15 protein-coding genes are annotated in these 20746 nt (G+C 37.0%); 7 read left to right on the top strand and 8 right to left on the bottom strand.

Going from position 1 to position 20746, the window contains the following annotated elements; all coding sequences use genetic code 11:
• Positions 1 to 344 precede the first annotated feature (344 nt).
• The 4 genes from BLT30_RS04065 to BLT30_RS04050 form a co-directional block, all read right to left on the bottom strand.
• Positions 345 to 803 carry a VOC family protein gene (locus BLT30_RS04065; RefSeq protein ID WP_245707106.1) on the bottom strand — a complete coding sequence of 153 codons (459 nt, stop codon included), beginning with the start codon at positions 801 to 803 and terminating at the stop codon, positions 345 to 347.
• Between the two features lie 30 nt (positions 804 to 833).
• Positions 834 to 1202, bottom strand: a complete 369-nt coding sequence (locus tag BLT30_RS04060; RefSeq protein WP_089871630.1) for a hypothetical protein — start codon at positions 1200 to 1202, stop codon at positions 834 to 836.
• Between the two features lie 66 nt (positions 1203 to 1268).
• Positions 1269 to 1739 (bottom strand): Lrp/AsnC family transcriptional regulator, encoded by a 471-nt coding sequence (locus BLT30_RS04055; RefSeq protein ID WP_089871628.1) that lies wholly within the window; start codon positions 1737 to 1739, stop codon positions 1269 to 1271.
• A gap of 129 nt (positions 1740 to 1868) precedes the next feature.
• Positions 1869 to 6518, bottom strand: a complete 4650-nt coding sequence (locus BLT30_RS04050) for a translocation/assembly module TamB domain-containing protein (protein ID WP_089871626.1) — start codon at positions 6516 to 6518, stop codon at positions 1869 to 1871.
• A gap of 5 nt (positions 6519 to 6523) precedes the next feature.
• Here BLT30_RS04050 and tsaD point away from each other — a divergent pair, with 5 nt between their 5' ends.
• The 5 genes from tsaD (at position 6524) to BLT30_RS04025 (ending at position 10954) form a co-directional block, all read left to right on the top strand.
• Complete coding sequence (gene tsaD, locus BLT30_RS04045; RefSeq protein ID WP_089871624.1) at positions 6524 to 7540, top strand: tRNA (adenosine(37)-N6)-threonylcarbamoyltransferase complex transferase subunit TsaD; 1017 nt, start codon at positions 6524 to 6526, stop codon at positions 7538 to 7540.
• Between the two features lie 124 nt (positions 7541 to 7664).
• Positions 7665 to 8081, top strand: a complete 417-nt coding sequence (locus tag BLT30_RS04040; protein WP_139166569.1) for a hypothetical protein — start codon at positions 7665 to 7667, stop codon at positions 8079 to 8081.
• Positions 8082 to 8154: 73 nt separating this feature from the next.
• Positions 8155 to 9036 carry a DUF808 domain-containing protein gene (locus BLT30_RS04035; RefSeq protein WP_089871620.1) on the top strand — a complete coding sequence of 294 codons (882 nt, stop codon included), beginning with the start codon at positions 8155 to 8157 and terminating at the stop codon, positions 9034 to 9036.
• Between the two features lie 84 nt (positions 9037 to 9120).
• Positions 9121 to 9813, top strand: coding sequence for an RsmE family RNA methyltransferase (locus tag BLT30_RS04030; protein WP_089871618.1), 693 nt, complete (start codon positions 9121 to 9123; stop codon positions 9811 to 9813).
• A gap of 19 nt (positions 9814 to 9832) precedes the next feature.
• A complete protein-coding gene (locus BLT30_RS04025) occupies positions 9833 to 10954 on the top strand; it encodes an NAD(P)/FAD-dependent oxidoreductase (protein WP_089871615.1) in 1122 nt (373 codons plus the stop codon).
• A gap of 101 nt (positions 10955 to 11055) precedes the next feature.
• Here the strand turns inward: BLT30_RS04025 and BLT30_RS04020 are convergent, their stop codons facing one another.
• The 4 genes from BLT30_RS04020 to BLT30_RS04005 form a co-directional block, all read right to left on the bottom strand.
• Positions 11056 to 11715: a TrmH family RNA methyltransferase gene (locus BLT30_RS04020; RefSeq protein WP_089872889.1), complete on the bottom strand. Its 660-nt coding sequence runs from the start codon at positions 11713 to 11715 to the stop codon at positions 11056 to 11058.
• A 185-nt stretch (positions 11716 to 11900) separates the two neighbouring features.
• Entirely contained in the window at positions 11901 to 13688 is a 1788-nt protein-coding gene (gene yidC, locus BLT30_RS04015) for a membrane protein insertase YidC (RefSeq protein WP_089871613.1), read from the bottom strand.
• A gap of 165 nt (positions 13689 to 13853) precedes the next feature.
• Positions 13854 to 15467, bottom strand: coding sequence for a CTP synthase (locus BLT30_RS04010; RefSeq protein WP_089871611.1), 1614 nt, complete (start codon positions 15465 to 15467; stop codon positions 13854 to 13856).
• A 328-nt stretch (positions 15468 to 15795) separates the two neighbouring features.
• A complete protein-coding gene (locus BLT30_RS04005; protein WP_089871609.1) occupies positions 15796 to 17793 on the bottom strand; it encodes a T9SS type A sorting domain-containing protein in 1998 nt (665 codons plus the stop codon).
• 261 nt (positions 17794 to 18054) lie between these two features.
• Between BLT30_RS04005 and BLT30_RS04000 the strand changes: the two genes are divergently transcribed.
• Positions 18055 to 19626, top strand: a complete 1572-nt coding sequence (locus BLT30_RS04000) for a helix-turn-helix domain-containing protein (RefSeq protein WP_089871607.1) — start codon at positions 18055 to 18057, stop codon at positions 19624 to 19626.
• Positions 19623 to 20744 (top strand): tetratricopeptide repeat protein, encoded by a 1122-nt coding sequence (locus BLT30_RS03995; RefSeq protein ID WP_089871605.1) that lies wholly within the window; start codon positions 19623 to 19625, stop codon positions 20742 to 20744. The genes BLT30_RS04000 and BLT30_RS03995 overlap by 4 nt, the downstream gene beginning before the upstream one ends.
• The last annotated feature ends 2 nt before the right edge of the window (positions 20745 to 20746 follow it).

Here is a 20746-nt window from a genome sequence, read left to right as displayed (position 1 = left end):
CACCAAATACAAATTTAACATACTGAAAATAAAACCATTACATACCTGTCGTAGATATGTTGTAGATGATTTTTTGCATGATATTATGTTAAAATGCAATCTTTGCCATGAACAAAAGGAAGGTTCATAGAAAAGAAAAAAAATTTATTGTCCTATCATTTTCGTAAACACAAGGATTCTAAAAGCACAAAAAGTCGAATAAGGTCTGTAACTGTTCAATTTCCAGATTAATTATTATCAGTTGTTTCTTACTGTTTTAATTTTTCATATCAAATCGCTGGTAAAAAGTAACGACATTATGCTCTGGAAATTTCTAGAGCTTTTTTTATGTCATAGACTGATACTTATCTATGCTGATCTACCAAAATTTTATTTCCATCAGGATCAGTAAATTCTATATAAGCAGGACCTTTTGATTTTTCATCTGCTTCTGTATTGAATTGTATTTGGTCGTTTTTAAGTTTTTTCTGAATGTCACGAACATCTGTGAATGGATCGACCTCTTTTGCATTCTCATCCCAACCTGGATTGAACGTAAGAATATTCCCCTCAAACATTCCTTCAAAAAGACCAATAAGAACCGTTCCATTTTTCATAATGACATAACGATGTTTAATATCGCCTCCCATCTGGGAAAATCCGAGTTTCTCATAGAACTCTTTTGACTTAGCAAGATTTTTGACATTAAGACTCACAGAAAATGCACCAAGTGATAATTTGTTTTTATTAGGATCTTTCGAATTAGACTCTTGAGAAAATAACACGATCGGCAAAAAAACCATTAAGGTAAAGAATGTTTTCATTTCTATTTTTTTGAACTTTTATCAACGTACTTACTTCATATAATTCCACCTGGGAATAATTGCCAGCAATCCGAGTCCCACATAGAGGAAAAGAACCGTGATGTCTGAATAAAGATAAGTACTTAGGAAATAATTATGCAGTCCAAAATGGACCATCACGAAAACAGGAAACAAAATAACACCCAATTTTTTGTAAAACAGGATCAATATCCAGCTTATGACCACAAGGATATCTACTCCCAGAGTATAATAGAAAAATCCGGAAGGTATATTGATGATCCTATGCTGTGAAAGCTCCGCAAGGTCTGTATTGATACTCAATAAATAAACCAAGATAATAAGTCCGAAAATGATGTAGTGGTCTTTATTGTTATTAAAACTTTTGTCTGCAGCTTTCATATTATAAAAGTACAAAAAAAGAGCTTAATGAATAAGCTCTTTACTATAGAAATTTCTATTAACTAACTATATGCTAACCGCATTTATAAGACGGTTCTTATCACTGATGTATTCCTCCATGGAAATCATACTTTCTGTTCTCATAACATCTTGGATATCATCGATCTGATAGATGATTTTCTTCGCATCCTCAGTATTCTTAGCTTTCATTTTGCAGAAGATATTATATTTTCCAGATGTTACACTAGCCTCCACTACATTCGGGATCAAAGCCAATTGTTTCAAAACCTCCTGAGTATGATTTGATTTTGTAAGCAAAATACCGATGAAAGCAGTGAAGTTATAATCTAATTTACCATAATCGATGTTAAGGGATGATCCTAGAATAATTCCCGCATCTTCCATTTTTTTTACTCTTACGTGGATAGTTCCTGCAGAAACATCCATTTGTTTAGCAATTTCTGTGAAAGGCATTCTTGTGTTTTCTACTAGGAAATCAAGGATCTTTTTATCGATATCGTCTAATTGATAGTTCATTGTATGATTTTGTTATTTATTTAAAATATATCTAATTTTTTTGCAAATTTAAAAAAAATATTTTAAATAAAAAGGAATATTAAAACATTAACAGCTTTTAACAAAACCCTCATTTTTTAATGATAATTATCATTTATTTGACTTATTTTTTAAAGAATCCACTTTATTCTGCTCCACAGCTACAGAGTCTGTTTTTAACCTTTTCCGTCTTTTGAACATATATTTGAAAGAATCGAAACTTTTACTGTACACGACCCCAACACCATAACTCTGATTGTTAGCTCCTGATGTCCCCAACCCCAAATTAGAAGGCTTGGAATAAGCTCGTAGTAACCTGCTGCCGTTGTTATTTCGACTCCAGTCGTATTCTATGGTTCCTTCGGCCGAAAGATAATTAGCATTTGTATTTTCTGTTCTGGTAATTGGAACCCCCAAACCTGTCTTCAATTTGATTCTTGGAGATAATGCCAAACTGACATTGGTATTGGCACGATCAGAAGTATTGGAGCTCGGGTCACCACTGATATAGTCCAGGTTGATCTGAAAAGCACTACTGATCGTATTAAGAACGGATCCCAACTGTTTGAAAGCCATACTATATCCGGTACTTACAGCAGCTTGGGAAACATTGATATTCAATCCTCCTGAATTAACAACGTTGAAATTATTAAGAACAAGCACCGATCCAAACTGGATAATTCTCTCATCTTCGTTACTAAGTTTAGTAGCCAAAGTTTCTCTTACCTGCGAAGAAACATCGGGCGCAGAAAGTCCAAATTCAATGTTCGGTTTGGTAAGAGTTTCCGTGATCTTGGTTGTCAAAACCACATTGATCGGCTGAGAAAGTGACATCCCGAGATATTCTCCAGCGTTGGTGACCGTCCTTGTATAATTTGCTGTAATATCTAGCTCTGGCGTCATCGGATTACCACTCCATTGGATATTACTGTTCCTCGCTATTTGGAATGTCCTGTTAAGGATCGCCTTGGAGACAAAGGTCCCATTATCCACCGTATATTTTCCATTCATGAAAATATTACCGCTTCTTTCCATCTTGAATTTCAAATTTCTGGCATCTCCCCTTACCGAAATATTACCAACATCATCACCAACCAAAACATTCACCAGAGAACCTTTATCGATTGTTACATCAAAATCGATAAGCATATTAGCACCGGAACGCTTTTTCTTTTCAACAGAGACCTTGCCCTCATCATCTCGTTTCAAAAATCTTAGGATCTTAAATTCCTCGATGTTTGCTGTTGATGCACTGTTAAAAGTGAAAGTACTATTATTAAGAACCCGAAGCCCATCATTAGGAGTTGAAATGGACAATCCCGAAACTGGTCCATATACATAGACGTCTCCTTTAGCAGTAACTCTTCCCCAGAAAAGGTCATTATCATCCTGGGTGGAATTCAGCACCAAAAGATTATCAGCCTCCATGATCAGTTCGACCGACATAGAAGAAAGCGTTTCAAAATAAATACCTCCGGAGATCCTTCCTTTAGAATTTTCACGGCCGTCTTTTATACCAATCCCGGAAAGCAGTGCCTGTCCTTTGGAAAGACTAATTGTTGTATCATCAAATGAATAATCTACACCCGTGAACATCAGTTTCAATCCAAAGCCTTTCAAGGCAATATCACCACTGTAATCTATATCATTGGTAGGTCCTGATATCCTAAGGTCTCCCGATGCCTTACCTCGGAAATTTCCAAAGATCTCTTTTACAAATTGCTGGGCAAATCCAAGATCGAACTCATTCATTTTGGCATTCATATCAAGAACAGGGGAAGAATGATTGTTATCGATCGTTCCTCTGACGTCCAAAGTATTCTGACCTAAAAGACCGGAAGACAATGCCTGAATGCTTACATCAAAGACATTGGGCTTTTCACTTTTGGTGATTCTTGTTTCCAAATCTCCCATTTTATTGCCATTCATGAAAATGTCATTCACATCCAGGTCAACCAAAGGCTCCAGATTATTCCCTGATTTTTTCAATTGAATAGTTCCGTTTGCTGTTCCTTTGATATCCATGGCATTCTTATCCTTCCCAAAAGCCAGCAGTTTTGATATATCAAGATTTTTGATCTCTGCATCGGCTGTAAAATCTTTTCCGGATTTGAAGTCTGCACTTTTTATCAACAAAGCACTTTCATCAGAATAGATCCTTAGATTCTCTATTATAAAATCCTTTTCTTTTTTTCTATAGGTAATCGAATGATCCAGTTCCGGACTTGTGTCAACTGTCCATGCCACATCATTGAATTTGACTGTCGTAGGCTCAAATCGTAAAACATAATCCCCAACAGCATTGGTTGTTTGATTGATATTGACGGCATATTCCTTCATCTGTTTTTCCGTCTCATCTTCCAGACTTCCTAACTTGAAAACCGTCCCAATATGTAAGACCTGTGCATTCTCATTATTAGCGGACAGCTTCACATCCTGAAGAACATTATTTCCATACTGACCTCTTTTCACACTTGCAAGCAACTGTTGTTGCACATTAGCGGTATTAACCCTCAAACTCAGACTGTCGACCATTACACTATCACTTACTTTATTCAGATCAGGCTGATAAGTCGCATCGGTTTCCGCCAAAAATTTTTCAGCTTCGCTCAGTTCTTTTTTGCTGGTCATTACATATTTGATTCGAGCAGCATCTGCATTCAGTATCAAGTCATTGGTTGCCCCAACATAGTTTCCGGAAACTTTTGCACCATCAGGCAATTCCAGATCGGGAACAAAAAATGAGATCAGACCCTGCTTCACATCAAAGTCGAAATCAAAGTTTTGTCCGTTATAAGTTTTCTTCGGAGGATTTCCTACAAGGATTTTATTGATGCTGTTTGTGATCATATTCTCGACATCTCCCAAATCGAATTTTCCAGAAACTCTTCCTGTAATAGCATCTGGCGCATCTACGGAAACGATCCTATTTCCGTTTTCGAAAAAGGCTTTGATCTTGGAATCCGGAATATGTAATTTTTGAGAGGTAGAATTGAGTGTCAATCCTTTGATATCTGTATCCAGATCCAGGTCATTCAGACTGGTCATAGAACCTTTTCCTATAATATGTCCGCTTACAGAATTGGTATCACCGGCAGAGACTCCAAAATATCTCAAGTCCACATATTTGATATCTGCATCAAAATCTGTTAATAACCTTTTGGTACTGAAATCCACAAAACCCTTGAAAGTACCTTTTGCATGAGGATCGTTGGAATTAACATTTCCTGTAAACCGTTTTTTGTTGAGAATCCCATCAATCGAAATATTATTAAGACTCTTACCCATCAAATCGATATGATTGACATCTGAAGTTGTTTTCACATACATCGTATTCACATCGAAACCTTCTCCCTGAACATTGAATTTTCCTGAAATCAGACCGACTTGCTTATTCTTAGTAAGTGCGGTTACATTTAGATCTTTCACCTCAGCCAATCCTTTATATTTTGGACGCTTGGAACTATAATCCACGAGATTGAAATTGGTCACTTTTGCCTGACCTATTCCGGTAATGATATTCCCGGTCGCATAGACTTGTTTCGGATTTACCTTTACAGAACCATTATATTTCAACCTTCCAAAATCATCTGCAAAGTCCCCCATTTTGGAAGAGATGAATTTTGGGAGCGAGGTTTTCAAACCCTTGTAAGTAAAATCCGCAGAAACATTTTTACTTTCGATGAAAAACTTCTTGTCGAGAACGCTCGAAATTGTCATCTTTTTGGTGTTCAGATTAATCTCTTGGGAACGAATCAAAAAGTTGTTCAAAGTAAAATTATTTAAAGGACCGGTCATGATTCCCGAAATATTGATCGGGGTATAATTATCCCAATCTGGAACAAAATAGCTCAGGTCATAACCACTGATCTGGCTTCCCGGAATCATTTTCAAATCCCAATTGACCTTATTTCCAAAATCAGCAAATTTAGTTTTTGGGTCAAGATTTAAAATTGCTTCTCCTTGCAGCAAAGAATGGTCTGTATTGAAGGTCAGATCCCCTAACTTCAAATGTTTTTTTGTCAGTTCAAAATTTGTAGAAAAAGTATCGACGACATGCTCCTTGCCATATCTTTTTGTTATGAAATTAAAATTCCTGATATCGGCAAACACATCGGGACCTTCAACCTTAAGAGACGTGACATTCAGATTTACATTTCTTGCATCCAACCATCTGCCTGCCTCTCCCGGATGATTTTCATTAATGATACTTGCGATGCCATTGATGATATCAAGTTTCATCCCCATTTTGAAAGGTTTCTTTTTTGGATCACGCGGTTTTCCGTCATCGAAATTATCTACGTACCTTATAAAATTACTGATACTATCGCCTTTGTAGGTAATGACACGAACCGTTGGCTCAATGATCGTTGCCTGATTGAATTTGATATCTCTCGTATTAAAGGCTAGAGCAATCCAATCAGATTTTACCCGCAGCTCTTTTGCTTTTACGAATTCGTAGCCTTTGTAATCTTTAATATGTAAACCTTTGATTGTCACATCTCCAAAAAAATTAACATCTATATCATCGATAGACATTCCCATTTTAAGGTCTTTATTCAGAAAATCGATAGCTTGATCAGCGATATAGCGTTTGGTAATGGGAAGATTAATGATAATCAGAATCAAAGCAACCAATGCAATGATGCTATATGAAACGGTGCTCAGAATGGTTAGAAAAAGCGGACGTTTCTTTTTGCTGACAGGCTTGTCAATATGCGGTTCTTCGTTATTTGTATTTTTATTTTCTAACTTTGCCATCTATTATGAGTGCATCAATTATTTTAGGTATCGAGTCTTCTTGTGACGACACTTCTGCAGCCATCATCAGTGGCAGCAAAATCCTTTCCAATATCGCTGCAAATCAGGAAATCCATAACGAGTATGGTGGTGTTGTTCCGGAATTGGCTTCAAGAGCGCATCAGCAAAACATTATCCCTGTCGTGGAAAAAGCATTCTCGAAAGCAAATATACAACAAAATGACATTTGCGCGATTGGCTTTACAAGAGGTCCCGGACTTTTGGGTTCTTTGCTTGTTGGGACGTCTTTTGCGAAATCTCTAGCGATGAGTTTGGATGTTCCATTGATAGAAGTTAACCATTTGCAGGCTCACATTTTGGCGCATTTTATTGATGATGCGAATCCTACGCCGCCCAATTTTCCATTTTTATGTTTGACAGTTTCTGGTGGTCATACGATGATTGTTTTAGTGAAGGATTATTTCGATATGGAGATCATCGGAAAAACCATCGACGATGCTGCAGGTGAAGCTTTTGACAAGATCGGAAAAATCTTTGACCTCGATTATCCAGCCGGACCAATTGTTGACCGATTAGCCAAAGAAGGCAATCCCGATGCTTTCAAATTCAACAAGCCGAAAATGGAAGGCTATGATTATTCATTCAGTGGAATCAAGACTTCTGTTTTATATTTTATTCAGAAAGAGGTGAGGAAAAATCCTGATTTCATCAAGGATAACTTAAACGACCTTTGTGCTTCTGTCCAGAAATCAATCATCGAAATCCTGATGGACAAGCTGGAAAAAGCAGCGAAAGAATTTAACATCAATGATATTGCAATTGCTGGTGGCGTTTCTGCCAATTCTGGTCTTAGAAAAGCAATGGAAGATAATCGTGAAAAATTGGGTTGGAACATCTTCATCCCAAAATTCGAATACACAACAGACAATGCCGCAATGATCGCAATGGTCGCCAAACTGAAATATGAGCGCGGCGAGTTTACGGATATCAGGACGACGGCTACAGCGAAGTATGATTTGTAGATTCTGAGTATTTTCCATCAATCAAATATTTCTATTATGGACATTGAAAAAGCAGAATATATTTTTAAGGGCATTTAAAATAATAATGATTAAGGAACACAGAGGAAAGATAAAACAGACTTTTATGAAACTACTACTAGAAGAAAAACAACTCGGAACTCAATCTAAAAAGAATTCAAAATATTATTGGATTTTAGAAACTATTACGGGAAAAAATGAAGTTCCAGGAGAATCTGAAGATTTTGTTTTGATAAGTTCTGAAACCGGTTTCATCCAAAATATCAAAGAAGAAATTCTTGAAAAAATCAATACTGAAAATGTATTCAGTTTTGCTTATGAACCAAAAGGAGGCGATTATCTTTCCATCAAAAACAACCTGAGAAAACAGGAATATCTCAATCTGATTTTCCTCAACAATATTTGGGTAGAAGAAATCTATATGTGTTCTCTGCGCGAGTGTGACACAGATATTTATACGACGATGAAAACCGGCGTTGCTTTCATCAGTGAGAATGAAATTGCGTTTCAAAACATCAAATAAAATAATCCACCAGTTAACTTTAAGCATTGAATTTTAAAGTTTAAAACTTATTTTTGCATCAAAATAAAAAGTTATGGCTTCAGGATTCTTCGCAATCTTAGATGATATTGGTGCATTGATGGACGACATCGCAGTGACCAGCAAACTCGCAACAAAAAAAACAGCCGGAATACTTGGCGACGACCTTGCCGTGAATGCGGAAAAAGCAACCGGATTTCTATCTTCCCGCGAGATTCCCGTGCTTTGGGCCATTACCAAAGGTTCCTTTATCAACAAGCTCATTATACTTCCAATCGTCTTTCTCCTAAATTTTTTCTTTCCTGCTGCCATCAAAGTGATATTGGTTCTTGGTGGAATTTATCTGGCTTACGAAGGCGTAGAAAAAATAATCGAATTTTTGTTTCACCGCAACAAAAAAGGTCACGAAGTTGTTGAAGAAAGCACTTTGCCGGAAGAAGACGAGAAATCAGAAAAATCAAAAATAAGTTCCGCGATCAAAACCGATTTTATCCTTTCATTGGAAATTGTCATCATTGCTTTAGGAACTGTTATCGAGAAAGAACATCCTCTTTTGACACAGATCATTGTGGTTTCATTGGTTGCAATCATCGCGACTGTTGGAGTTTACGGAATTGTGGCGCTGATTGTAAGAATGGATGATGCCGGATTCTTTCTGATGAAAAAATCGGGAAACAAAGGATTTTTTTCTGGTCTTGGGCAAGTTTTGATCAAGGCTTTACCAATCGTTATCAAAATTCTCGGCGTTGTTGGAACAATAGCTTTGTTGTTGGTTTCTGGTGAGATTTTCCTTCATAATATTGACTATATCCATCACTTACTTCCAGAAAATGTTCTTTCAAAATTCGGATTGGGAATTGTGTTTGGATTGGTGGCTGTTTTATTGGCGACTGTTGGAAAGAAATTAATTTCAGTAGTAAAGCCTGCAAAAAAATAACACTCACTTTTGTCATTCCGTAGGAATCTCGACTGTTTAGATCTCTACGAAATGACAAATAATCTGCAAAATAATTAATACAAAATGAAACTTTTCTTTGGACAGATCTTCCCAGAAATATTAATTGATTCTGATGAACAACAGCACATCACAAAAGTTCTCAGAATGCGCGAAGGCGAAGAAATTTTCGTAACCGACGGCAATGGAAATCTTGCTAAAGGGAATCTTATTTTCGAAGGTAAAAAAGTCTTATTAGACGTTTCCGAAATTAAAGAAGGACTTCCCAATTTTTCTCCGAAACTTCACATCGCGATAGCTCCTACTAAAAACATCGACAGAATCGAATTCTTTGTGGAAAAAGCTGTGGAAATGGGAATCTCCGAAATCAGTTTTATCCTCACAGAAAAAACCGAGCGCAAAAACATCAGTATCGATAAACTGAGGAAACAGGCCATTGGAGCTTCGAAGCAAAGTCACAGATTTCATTTTCCGAAAGTCAATGATCTGACCAAGTTTTCTGACTTTATGAAAAATCTGGATTCCGAAAATACTTTCGTTGCGCATTGCAATGAAAATCTGAAAAGGATATCACTGAATGACATTCCAAAACTTGAAAATTATACATTCCTGATTGGTCCGGAAGGCGATTTTTCTGATAAAGAAATTCAATTGTTGGCTGACAAAGGAATCAAAGCTGTTTCTCTTGGCAACCAAAGACTGCGAACAGAAACTGCAGGAATTTTCGTCTCCGCTTGGAATTATGATAAGATGTTTTGATTTTTCTTAAATTTCCCGAATGAAAAACATTTCGCCGAGCATTTGGGAAACCGAAACTTTTTACAGAAAACGTGTCATTACAATCATCGGTTCGGGATTTACCGGACTTTGGACAGCTATTTCCATCAAAGAAAAACACCCTGAAAAATCGGTTTTAATTATCGAACGAAATTCTGTTCCAGCTGGTGCTTCTACTCGGAATGCCGGTTTTGCCTGCTTCGGAAGTCTAACAGAGATCGTTTCCGATTCTGAGAAAATGGGCTGGGAGAAAACCTTGGATCTGGTAAAAATGCGATTCGAAGGTTTGCAAAAAATTCAAAGTTATTTTACTAATGATGAAATTGATTTCGAGCTTTGTGGCGGTTATGAAATTCTGAATGACAAATCAGCTTTAGAGAAACTGAGTGAAGTCAATGAAAAATTAGCCCCAATCACAAAAACGGAGAATACTTTCAGAATCACGAATGAAAAGATTGAAGAATTTGGATTGGGAAGATCAAAATTTCTGGTTGAGAATCTTTGTGAAGGAAGTTTACATTCCGGAAAATTGTTGAATAAGCTTTTAGAAAAATGCCACGACCTGAAAGTCGAATTTCTCTTCGGAACTGAGGTTGAGTTGGTTTCAGAGACTGATAATGAAATCGAAATAAAAATCGATGGCAATCTTATTCTGAAATCTGATAAGGTCATCTACTGTACGAATGCTTTCAGTTCTAAATTTTTAGAATCTGAGGAAATCATTCCCGCAAGAGGACAAATTATTTTAACAGGACCAATCGAAAATCTTAAACTCAAAGGAACATTTCATTACGACGAAGGTTTTTATTATTTCAGAAATCTAGGAAACCGAATTCTACTTGGAGGCGCAAGAAATCAGGATTTTGAAACTGAGAAAACAACCGATTTCGAAACGACAAACTTTCTCCAAAATCATCTGGAACAATTCCTGAAAGAAGTGATTCTCCCGAATCAGTATGTTAAAATAGAAATGCGCTGGTCCGGAATTATGGCAATGGGAAGTGAAAAAACACCGATTGTAAAACAAATCTCAGAAAGACAATTCTGTGCTGTACGACTTTCCGGAATGGGTGTTGCCCTAGCTCCGAAGATTGGAGAAATGGTTTGTGAGTTGATTTACTAATTTTTTGAACGCAAAGTCCGCAAAGTTTTTTTCACCAATATTGAAAATATTTTAAGTTCGCAAAGACGTAAAACTCATTAAAGAAATACAAAGGTTATAAATTAAGAATTCTCTCTCAAATACTTTTCCAAAATCATATCGCCGCTTGGAATAGAATTTTTTGCCCAACGGATTTTCATTTGAAGCAGCTTTTCTTCGGACAATTTATATTCGATGTTTGATCTCAGGAGCTTTTGTTTGAGTTCGTACATACAAATAGCGGCCGCAACAGAAACGTTGAAACTTCTTGTAAAGCCAAACATAGGGATTGCCAAAGTCTCATCTGCAAAATCCAATAATTCATCTGTAGTCCCCTCCCATTCTGTCCCGAAGACCAAAGCTAATGGTTCTTCGATTTTATAATCTGGTAACATTTTTGCGTTGTTTTCGGCAGAAACCGCTACGATTTTATAACCTCGGTTTTTGATGTTTTGTAGAGATTCTATTGTTCTCGGCATCTTCTCGACCTCAACCCAAGTGTCTGCACCTTTTGTGACTTTTAGATTGGGTTCAAAGAAATTCTCTTTTTCCATCGCCACCACTTTATGAAACCCACAAGCTTCTACAGAACGAACAATGGCTGCTGCATTTCTGAATTGGTAAATATCTTCCATAACAGGCAAAACAAAATCCGAGCTTTCTTTGGAAAAATGTTCGATTTTTTGGAGACGTTCAGGAGTTAAGAATTGCTGGAGATATTCGTAAGTGGATTCTAGATTCAAGGTTTTGGATTTAAAATTTGATGATTGCAAATTTCGGGATTTTTTAAAAGAAATCAACAAAAATATTTCTCGCTGATTTTGCAAATTAAGCAGATTACTCTTCTAAAATTTCTTCTGCCAAATCTGTGTAATCTACGAGGAGAAATATATTCATAAAAAAAGCGGTAAAAATTTACCGCTCTATATTATTTCTTTTTGTTTCTAGCTTGTTCCTGAGCTTTCTGTTGCTCTTGTGCTTTCTCCATCATTTCTCTCATTCTCTTTTGGAATTTACCTTCTTTCTTAGGTTCCTTCTGTTTGTTAGCCTGAATCTGAGCGTGGATCTTTTTCTCATCGAGGATGAAATATTTAATCACCAAGATAATCACAATGTTAATCGCATTGGACACGAAATAATACCAAGATAAGCCAGATGCAGAACTGTTCAGGAAGAATAAGAACGTGATTGGGAAGATATACATCAGGACTTTCATATTCGGCATTCCTTCTTGTTGTGGCTGCTGAATGTTTCCTGAAGTCATAATCGTATAAATCAAAATCACAACGGTACAAGCCAAAGCAAATACACTCAAGTGATTTCCTAACAAAGGAATATTAGTTCCCCAACTGATGATATCGTCATAAGCTGTCAAATCCGGAACGAACCAGAAGCTTTTTCCTCTAAGGTCCAGCATATTCGGGAAGAAACGGAAGAGTGCATAGAACAAAGGAATCTGAACCAACGCCGGTAAACAACCCGCCATCTGATTCACGCCAGCCTTTCGATAGACCGCCATTGTTTCCTGTTGCTTTTTCATCGGATCCGCATCTTTGAATTTGGCATTAACCTCATCAATTTCCGGACGAATCACCTTCATCATCGCACTTAGCTTGTGCTGTTTGAACATTACCGGAGACAAGATCAACTTTACGATGATCGTCATCCAGAAAATAGCCCAGCCTGCTGCAATTCCCCAACCTGAAAGCAAATTGTACAACGGAATGAACACATATCTGTTCAATGAACCGATGAATGACCAACCTAACGGTAGAATCTCATCAAAATTCTTGTCATAAGATTTAAGAAGGTCGATATCCAAAGGCATAAAATACCAAGTGAAGTCCTGATTCAACTCGTTTCCAGCCAAGTTTACCTGGCCATCGTAATTGAATTTCTTCAAATATTCGCCTTCTGGAATAGCTTCCTGAAAACCTTTGGATTTTGTGAATCCGTTTTTAGCCTCGATAACTGCTGAGAAAAACTGTTGCTTGATACCAATCCAGTTCAGTGTTTCATCTGGCTCATCCATATCAGAACGAGCGTCGTAATCATAATCTTTATAATTGTTGAACGCATATGCAAACTCTGTGTGGGTCTCTTCCTGCGAACGTCCTTTTTCTGCGCCTCTTACATTGTAATTCCAAACAAAATTAGCTTTTCCATCGTTCACGATGCTAGCCAAACCTTGTGTTTTCACTTGGAAATCAACGGTATATTTTGCTTTAAGTGTATAAATGAACTGGATAACTGCGTTTCCGACTTTAGAATTAAGTGTTACTACATTTCCTGCAACTTGTGGTGCAAAAACCAAATCTTTTGTATTGAAAACTTTACCCGATTTATCAGTAAAATGAAATCCATAACTCGCATTGTTGTTATTGAAAAGGTACAATGGTTTTCCACCGAATGCTTCAAATTTATTCAATTTAACAGAACTCAATTGCCCACCAACACTAGAGAACTCCAGAGACAGCTCATCATTCTGAAGATTAACTTTCTGGACAGAATTTGGCGTTACCGCAGCTGCATTTAAGTTGGTTGCAGCAGGTTTGGATTTTGTAGTCTGCTCTGTTTTTTTAGCTTCCAGAGCTAATTTTTCTTGTTCGGCTTGTGCATTTCGGTTTTGGAAATAAAACATAAAACCGATGAGAATCATAGAAAAAATACCGAAGCTAATCAGTTGTTTTTTGTCTAATCCGTTGTTTTGTTGCATTATAGAAATAAATTTAAAGTTTAAAGTTTGAAGTTTGAAGTTGACACCGAATGACAAATTTCAAATTTCAAATCTTCTATTTTGGTCTGCAAAAATAGGTTTTATTTTTCAGATTCCGTTATAAAGACGAATGGCTCAGAGAAATACTTTGAGCCATTCATTAATTTATGATTTATTCTTAACCGTTGCGCTGATAAAAGCCTTGAAAAGAGGATGCGGCGTTGCCACTGTACTTTTGTATTCCGGGTGATATTGTACACCAACGTAGAAAGGATGGTCTTTCAACTCTAATGTTTCTACCAATTCTGTTTCCGGGTTAAGTCCGGTTGGTGCCAGACCTTTGTCTTCGAAGTCTTTTTTATAATCACTATTGAACTCATATCTATGGCGATGACGTTCCGAAATGGTTTTCGCACCATAAACTTCTGCCAGTTTGGAACCTGTTTTCAAGGCACATTTCCAAGCACCAAGACGCATTGTCCCGCCTTTATCTACAACATTTTTCTGCTCTTCCATCAAAGAAATCACCGGGTCTGGCGTAGAAGTATCGAACTCCATACTGTTGGCTTTGGTTAATCCCAGAACGTTTCTGGCGAATTCTATCGTCATAATCTGCATTCCCAAGCAAATCCCCAATAATGGAATTTTGTTTTCTCTTGCATATTTTGCAGCCTGGATCTTACCTTCAATCCCTCTGTCTCCGAAGCCTGGTGCAATCAGAATTCCGTCCACGCCTGTCAATAATTTTTCAACGCCTTCTTGTTCGATATCTCCACTGTAAACCCATCTTACCTTCACTTCGGTTTCCATATCAGAACCAGCGTGGATAAAAGCTTCCGCAATGGATTTATAAGAATCCTGAAGCGAAACATATTTTCCAACCAATGCAATTTCCACACTGCGTTTCGGGTTTTTATATTTTTTAAGGAATGATTTCCAGTCTTTCAGATTGACATCTTTTCCTACGGCTAGATTCAGCTCTTTAAGAACCACTTCATCAAAATTCTGTTTCTGAAGATATAGTGGAACTTCATAAATTGTATCCATATCGATACATTCGATGACGTTTTCCAGTCCTACGTTGCAGAACTGAGCCAGTTTCGAACGTAAATCTTTCGGAATGGTGTGTTCCGTTCTACAAACCAAAACGTCCGCCTGAATCCCGCTTTCCATCAATTGACGAACAGAATGCTGAGAAGGTTTTGTCTTCAGTTCTCCACTTGATGACAAATAAGGCAACAATGTCAAATGAATGACCATAGAATTATTCTTGCCCAATTCCCATTGCAACTGGCGAACACTTTCTATATAAGGAAGCGACTCGATATCGCCAACTGTTCCTCCAATTTCTGTAATAATGATATCATAGTCTTTTTTGGAAAGCATTTTTATCCTGCGTTTGATCTCGTTGGTAATGTGCGGAATCACCTGAACGGTTTTCCCAAGAAAATCTCCTTTCCGTTCCTTTTCAATAACGGTCTGATAGATCCTTCCTGTTGTAACGTTGTTGTTCTGAGAAGTTGGCGAATCCAGAAAACGCTCGTAATGTCCAAGGTCCAGGTCTGTTTCCGCGCCGTCTTCGGTCACATAACATTCGCCGTGTTCGTAAGGATTAAGCGTTCCGGGATCGATGTTGATATAAGGGTCAAGTTTTTGGATGGTAACTTTGAAACCGCGAGATTTCAGCAGAAGTCCCAAAGAAGCGGAGACTATCCCTTTACCCAGTGACGATGTCACACCTCCTGTCACAAAGATGTATTTCGTTTCTTTTTTACTCATTAGATTAGGTTTGTGCAAAGTTAAAGCATCTGGGCTTAAAAAACAATTTTAGGGAAACAATTAGGGTTTTGTTAACGATTAATAAATATCGAAATCCATTGTTTTTAAGTCGCAGCGTTTTTCATCATACTGAAAAATTGAATTGCACGCAGCCCGGCTTGAGTGGAGCTCTTTTTCTGTCATTGCGATTGACAAAAGCTCTAGAAATTGCTTCACTTCGTTCGCAATGACAGAAAAAAGCGGGAACGGAAGACGGAAATAGCTGCCCCAATAAAAAAGAAACCCGCACCAATGTAGATGCGGGTTTTCTCAAATTTATGATGAAGATTTATTTTTTGATAACCTTGAAGGTTTTTGTCTTTCCGTCCTTTGTTGACGCTTTCACAACGTAAGTTCCTGTGATCAATGTTGATAAATCCAACTGAACTTTTGATTGATTAAGTCCTGTGAAGTTTCTCACTAACTTACCTTCGATATTGTAAACTGAAACGCTTGTTACATCTTTCTCACTGATCAGATTAAGAATATCTTTTACTGGATTTGGATAATAACTCACTGATTTTGAATTAATATCATCCACTCCAAGAGATTCTTTCACATCCAATGTGTAATCTTCTGCCTGACCATAACCGTAGATCGAGTTGTCGCAAGGTGTCGTGATAGATGCATCCCAGTTCAGCATCACTCTCATTCTTGCTTTACCTACAGTTGCAGTAGAAGGAACCGTGATGTTACCGGTGATCTGTGCGCCATCCATTCCGTCAGAAGTCATTGCTCCAACTTCGTAGATTTCTCCTGCATCTGTGAATACACCGTTTTGGTTCCAATCTACGAAAACTGTCGCATAGTCGTAACCAGTATTGGTATTAGCTTCTATGGCAATTGGATATTCGCTGCCTTGGTAAACTTCCCCAACTTTGTCCAGATAATATTCGTTAGCTTGATTAGAATAAGGGTCTGATGCGTTATCGATTCCTGCAAACTGAACTTTTGTAATAGAATCCACTCCATATTGAGGTGTTGTACTGCAATAAACATCATTAACAATGACTTGGAACGAACATACGTAAACGATTTTTCCATCTGCATCCACCAAGTTGTGAACAACATTGGTAATACCAATCGGAAACTGAGAACCTGACTCATAACCAGAAACTAAAACTGTCTGCAATCCTGTAGATGATGAAGAGCCACAAGTAACCGGCAATGTATAAGTCACAACTGCGGATGTCTCTGAGGCACTTGCAAGAGTTGTTTCAATATTGTCCGGACAAGTGATTGAACAGTCGTTATCATTTAATAAAAGATTATTTAAGTTAATTGCCCAACCTGCTGCGAAAAATGGCGGAATAGAGTTATCAAACCCGGCGATGAAATTTCCGTTTGCAGAAATTCCCATTGCAGTTCCTAATTTACCATCGAAAGTAGTAACTGTAACGTTTTGGCTCGTCAAAATATCTTTTAGGAAAACCGGATTAGAACTCAAAGACGGATGATAGATAATCACTTCTCTGTTTCCAGCATAACCTGCATATCCAACAGCAATTCCATTTTCTGAGATGGATGTAAATGTTGCAGTATCAAAACCTGCAGGAATATTGAACTCTTTATAAACATTGGTATTGATGTCATAGATGAAAGGCTTGTTATCTTTCACACCTACAACTTGCCCGGCGTCATTGATATCAGCCGCTTCTCCGTAACCCAAATCTCCGATGTAATGCACGACTCCATCCGGCGTGTAATAAACCGGAATCCAGTAGGTACTTCCGTTGATAGAATATTTGTTGACAAATCCTGAAACAATCCCCGAACTGTTAACACCTTCCCCTCTTCCATACTCAAAAGAGCCGTCACCGTCAAATTTTTTAATTGTTCCAGCTTCTGTATCATATAAGTATGCATAGCTCCCAGAAACATCTACAGAAATTTGTCCTGTTACATACTTACTGTTTCCGGAGATAGCATTCGCACTACTGAACCAGCTGTTTCCGGGAACATCACCAGGAAAATATCCGATAGCGTTCCAAGTTCCATTCTTTTTGTAGGCAGCCTGACCAATTTCACTACCATCTTCAGCAGTGAAAGCCATCAATCCGGCAACATCTCCGGCATTGTTCAATCTGTTGGTACCTTCGCCACCTTCTGTAGGAGTTGTGACTCCGGTAGCAAAATCATAATAAGCGCCGGAATGGATCCCCTTTCCGCTGTCATTGATGTCATACAGACGCGACCCCATGCCATCCAGAACTTTCAGTTCTATCTGCTGAGCATTGATTTCTGACATTGTAATAATGCCAAGTAAAAGCAAGTAAACTTTTTTCATAATAAATAATTAATAAATATTGATAGTAATTTTTTCTTCTGCCGAAAACCAAAGATATTGTTTCAAAAACTCTTTTACAATGTTATATCTTAATAATGTCAATTCCTAAAGTTTATCTTTTATAATTCGTGAATTTCTAAAATATCAAAACTTTAAAATATTAATTATCAATAATTTACACAAATAAACTTATTGGTAATTTTTCGATAAAGAATTATTAAAATTCATCAAAATAACAAATAAAAAAACTATTTTTGTAGTATGTTCAGGGTATTTTTTTTGTGGTTGATGGTCTTTTCCGGCGTCATTTTGACATCGGCGCAAAGCAATCCAGAAACTTTGCAACTTCTCGACAAAGCTTACAAAAGTCTTTACGAAAATCCAGACAACGCTTTCCAGATTCTTCAGAATATTGATGAAAACAAAGAATCGGAACTCATCAAACAACGCGTTAAGATCATATTGTCAAGAGCCTATAATTTCAAAGGCGAATATGCCAAATCCATCGAGCAATCCATTGACAAAAATCTGAACGAAAATAGAAACGACAATAATTCCCTCTATGCCGATTATGCTTTAGCTCAGCAATATCAATCACTTAGGCTTTACAAACAATCGATAAGGATCTCTCAGAATCTGGCCGATAAAGCATCGAAGATAAAATCCCAGAATTATCCTGAGAATCTGATGGCCTACATCTATCAACTGAATGCTTCCAATCTGATGGTTCAGAAAAAGCTGAAAGAAGCCGAAGAAAACCTGAAGCAAAGTAACGCATTGTTAAAAGATTCTGATGAAGATTTTTTAATTTCCATAGAAAACCAGATCTATCAGACTTTTATTTATATCACTCAAAATCAAATCGATAAAGCTGAAAATATTGTTAATGAAATCGAGGCAAAGCTTAATAAAAGCCCTCAATACATTTTCCTGAGAGCTTTCAATCTTGATAATCTTGGAAGAATCTATTTCCTCAAAAAAGATTACGCTAGATCTGCTGAACATCTTAATAAGGCTCTGGAATTAATTCAAAATTCCAGTTATGATCCTTTGAAAAACAGGATTTATGATGATTTGTCCAAAAATTATCTGGCTTTGAAAAATGATGAGTTATACCAGAAATATTATTCTATTTACAAGGAACAGGCGGATAAACTCGACCAAAATAAAAAAGAGGCCCTGCGTAATCTGATCAAGCTTAATGAGCAATATGAGACCAAACGATTAGAAAATTCCCACAACAACTTTGTGAGCAATATTCTGATTATTTCCGTTGCTTGTCTGATTGGAATTTTAGCTGTCATCTTCATTAGTATTTCTGAGAAGAGAAAAGCTAAATCAATCCAGAAACAAATCGATTTCTACTCAAAACAGCAGAATTTTATTAAAAAAATTGATGAAAATAAAACTGTTGTTGAATCAAAAGTTGGTAAAATAGATCCAGATATTTCTAAAAAAACGCCACTCATTTCCAAAGAAAAAGAAGCGGATATTCTTTCTCGTCTCGAAGAATTTGAAAAATCAGAAAAATTCCTGAATCGCGATATGTCTCTCGCTGTTCTCGCAGGACAACTGGAAACCAATACAAAATATCTTTCGGAGGTCATCAACAAATACAAAGAAAAAAATTACAACAATTACATCAACGAACTAAGGATCAATTACATCGCTTATCTCCTGAAAACCGATTCGGCCTACCTTAATTATAAAGTAAGTTATCTGGCAGAGAAAGCAGGATTCTCCTCTCACAGTGCATTCACGACAGTTTTCAAGTCTGTAACCGGGATTTCGCCAAACACTTACATCCAACAATTGACTCAAAATAAACAATGAAACGCTACCTTTTCATATTAATTATTTTCTCATTTACCGGAATTTTCAAATCCCAGTACAACGAGCAATTGTATAAAAAGGCACTTTCCGACATTTATCAAAATCCTGATAACTCCCAGAAAATGGCTCAGGAAATGCTGAAAAATGAAAAAAATCCGGATAATCTCATCAAGCTTTACAAGCTGATATCTCATTCTTACATCTCAAAAAGAGATTTTGACAAATCGCTGGATTGGGTTCTGAAAATGAAAGAACTAAGTAAAAATGTTACAAATCCTGAGCAAAAAATAAAAATCTTAAACGCCACGTCTATCCAATATCAGCAGATGGGACTCAACAGCAAGACCTTGGAAATCCTTGATGAATCTTATCAGATTTGCAATCAGCTTCCGGACGGAAAATTCAAGACCTATTATCTTGGACTCAATTCTGCGTTAAGAGGTTTGGTTTATAAATCTCAAGACAACAACGAGCTGGCTTTGGAAAAACTTCTCATCGGGTTGGATTATATAAAAAAAGTCGGAAACTATGACAATGCCATCCCCAACACCAGTGTTTTCCTGTACAATATTGGTTATTGTTATTTTTATCTGAAAAGATATCAAGAAGCTGAAAAGTACTTCCTGAACTCTGCCGAAGTCGCAAGATCTGCTGACGCAGAAAGTTTGGAAGCCTTTGCCTATAAAGGTCTTTCAGAAAATTTCACCGTTTTGGGAAAACATCAGGAAGCGATAGAGCTTTTGAAAAAATCTGTCAATCTGTCCAAAAAAGTAGGCGACCTTGTCCTGAGCGAAGGAATTTATAAAGGTTTTTCTGACAATTATCTCGCACTTCAAGATTGGAACAATTATGAAGTGTACAACAAACTGTACATCGAAACCAAATTTGCCAGAGAACAGAGCGAACTCGCTTCCCTCAATAAAAGTATCGATGTCCTGAATCGGGAAAACAACAAAAAAATAGAGGAACAAAAAAACAGATTGAGAATCATAAGCTTCATTATTATCGCCATTTCTTCAGCCTTGTTTATTTGGTTTCTTCTTAAATTTATCAAATACAAAAAACGCAACAAATTATTAATAGAAAAGCTCAATCAGATAAACAAAATCACGACCTAAAA

Origin of the sequence: Epilithonimonas hungarica, assembly GCF_900102265.1 — a bacterium.
Lineage (GTDB): Bacteria > Bacteroidota > Bacteroidia > Flavobacteriales > Weeksellaceae > Epilithonimonas > Epilithonimonas hungarica.
The sequence above is the reverse complement of the archived record's forward strand: the minus strand, read 5'-3'. Positions and strand labels throughout refer to the sequence as shown.

Excerpts from the sequence above, each read along its gene's own strand:
- BLT30_RS04065 (WP_245707106.1), bottom strand. The coding sequence starts at position 803 with ATGAAAACATTCTTTACCTTAATGGTTTTTTTGCCGATCGTGTTATTT.
- BLT30_RS04060 (WP_089871630.1), bottom strand. The coding sequence starts at position 1,202 with ATGAAAGCTGCAGACAAAAGTTTTAATAACAATAAAGACCACTACATC.
- BLT30_RS04055 (WP_089871628.1), bottom strand. The coding sequence starts at position 1,739 with ATGAACTATCAATTAGACGATATCGATAAAAAGATCCTTGATTTCCTA.
- BLT30_RS04050 (WP_089871626.1), bottom strand. The coding sequence starts at position 6,518 with ATGGCAAAGTTAGAAAATAAAAATACAAATAACGAAGAACCGCATATT.
- tsaD (WP_089871624.1), top strand. The coding sequence starts at position 6,524 with ATGAGTGCATCAATTATTTTAGGTATCGAGTCTTCTTGTGACGACACT.
- BLT30_RS04040 (WP_139166569.1), top strand. The coding sequence starts at position 7,665 with ATGAAACTACTACTAGAAGAAAAACAACTCGGAACTCAATCTAAAAAG.
- BLT30_RS04035 (WP_089871620.1), top strand. The coding sequence starts at position 8,155 with ATGGCTTCAGGATTCTTCGCAATCTTAGATGATATTGGTGCATTGATG.
- BLT30_RS04030 (WP_089871618.1), top strand. The coding sequence starts at position 9,121 with ATGAAACTTTTCTTTGGACAGATCTTCCCAGAAATATTAATTGATTCT.
- BLT30_RS04025 (WP_089871615.1), top strand. The coding sequence starts at position 9,833 with ATGAAAAACATTTCGCCGAGCATTTGGGAAACCGAAACTTTTTACAGA.
- yidC (WP_089871613.1), bottom strand. The coding sequence starts at position 13,688 with ATGCAACAAAACAACGGATTAGACAAAAAACAACTGATTAGCTTCGGT.
- BLT30_RS04010 (WP_089871611.1), bottom strand. The coding sequence starts at position 15,467 with ATGAGTAAAAAAGAAACGAAATACATCTTTGTGACAGGAGGTGTGACA.
- BLT30_RS04005 (WP_089871609.1), bottom strand. The coding sequence starts at position 17,793 with ATGAAAAAAGTTTACTTGCTTTTACTTGGCATTATTACAATGTCAGAA.
- BLT30_RS04000 (WP_089871607.1), top strand. The coding sequence starts at position 18,055 with ATGTTCAGGGTATTTTTTTTGTGGTTGATGGTCTTTTCCGGCGTCATT.
- BLT30_RS03995 (WP_089871605.1), top strand. The coding sequence starts at position 19,623 with ATGAAACGCTACCTTTTCATATTAATTATTTTCTCATTTACCGGAATT.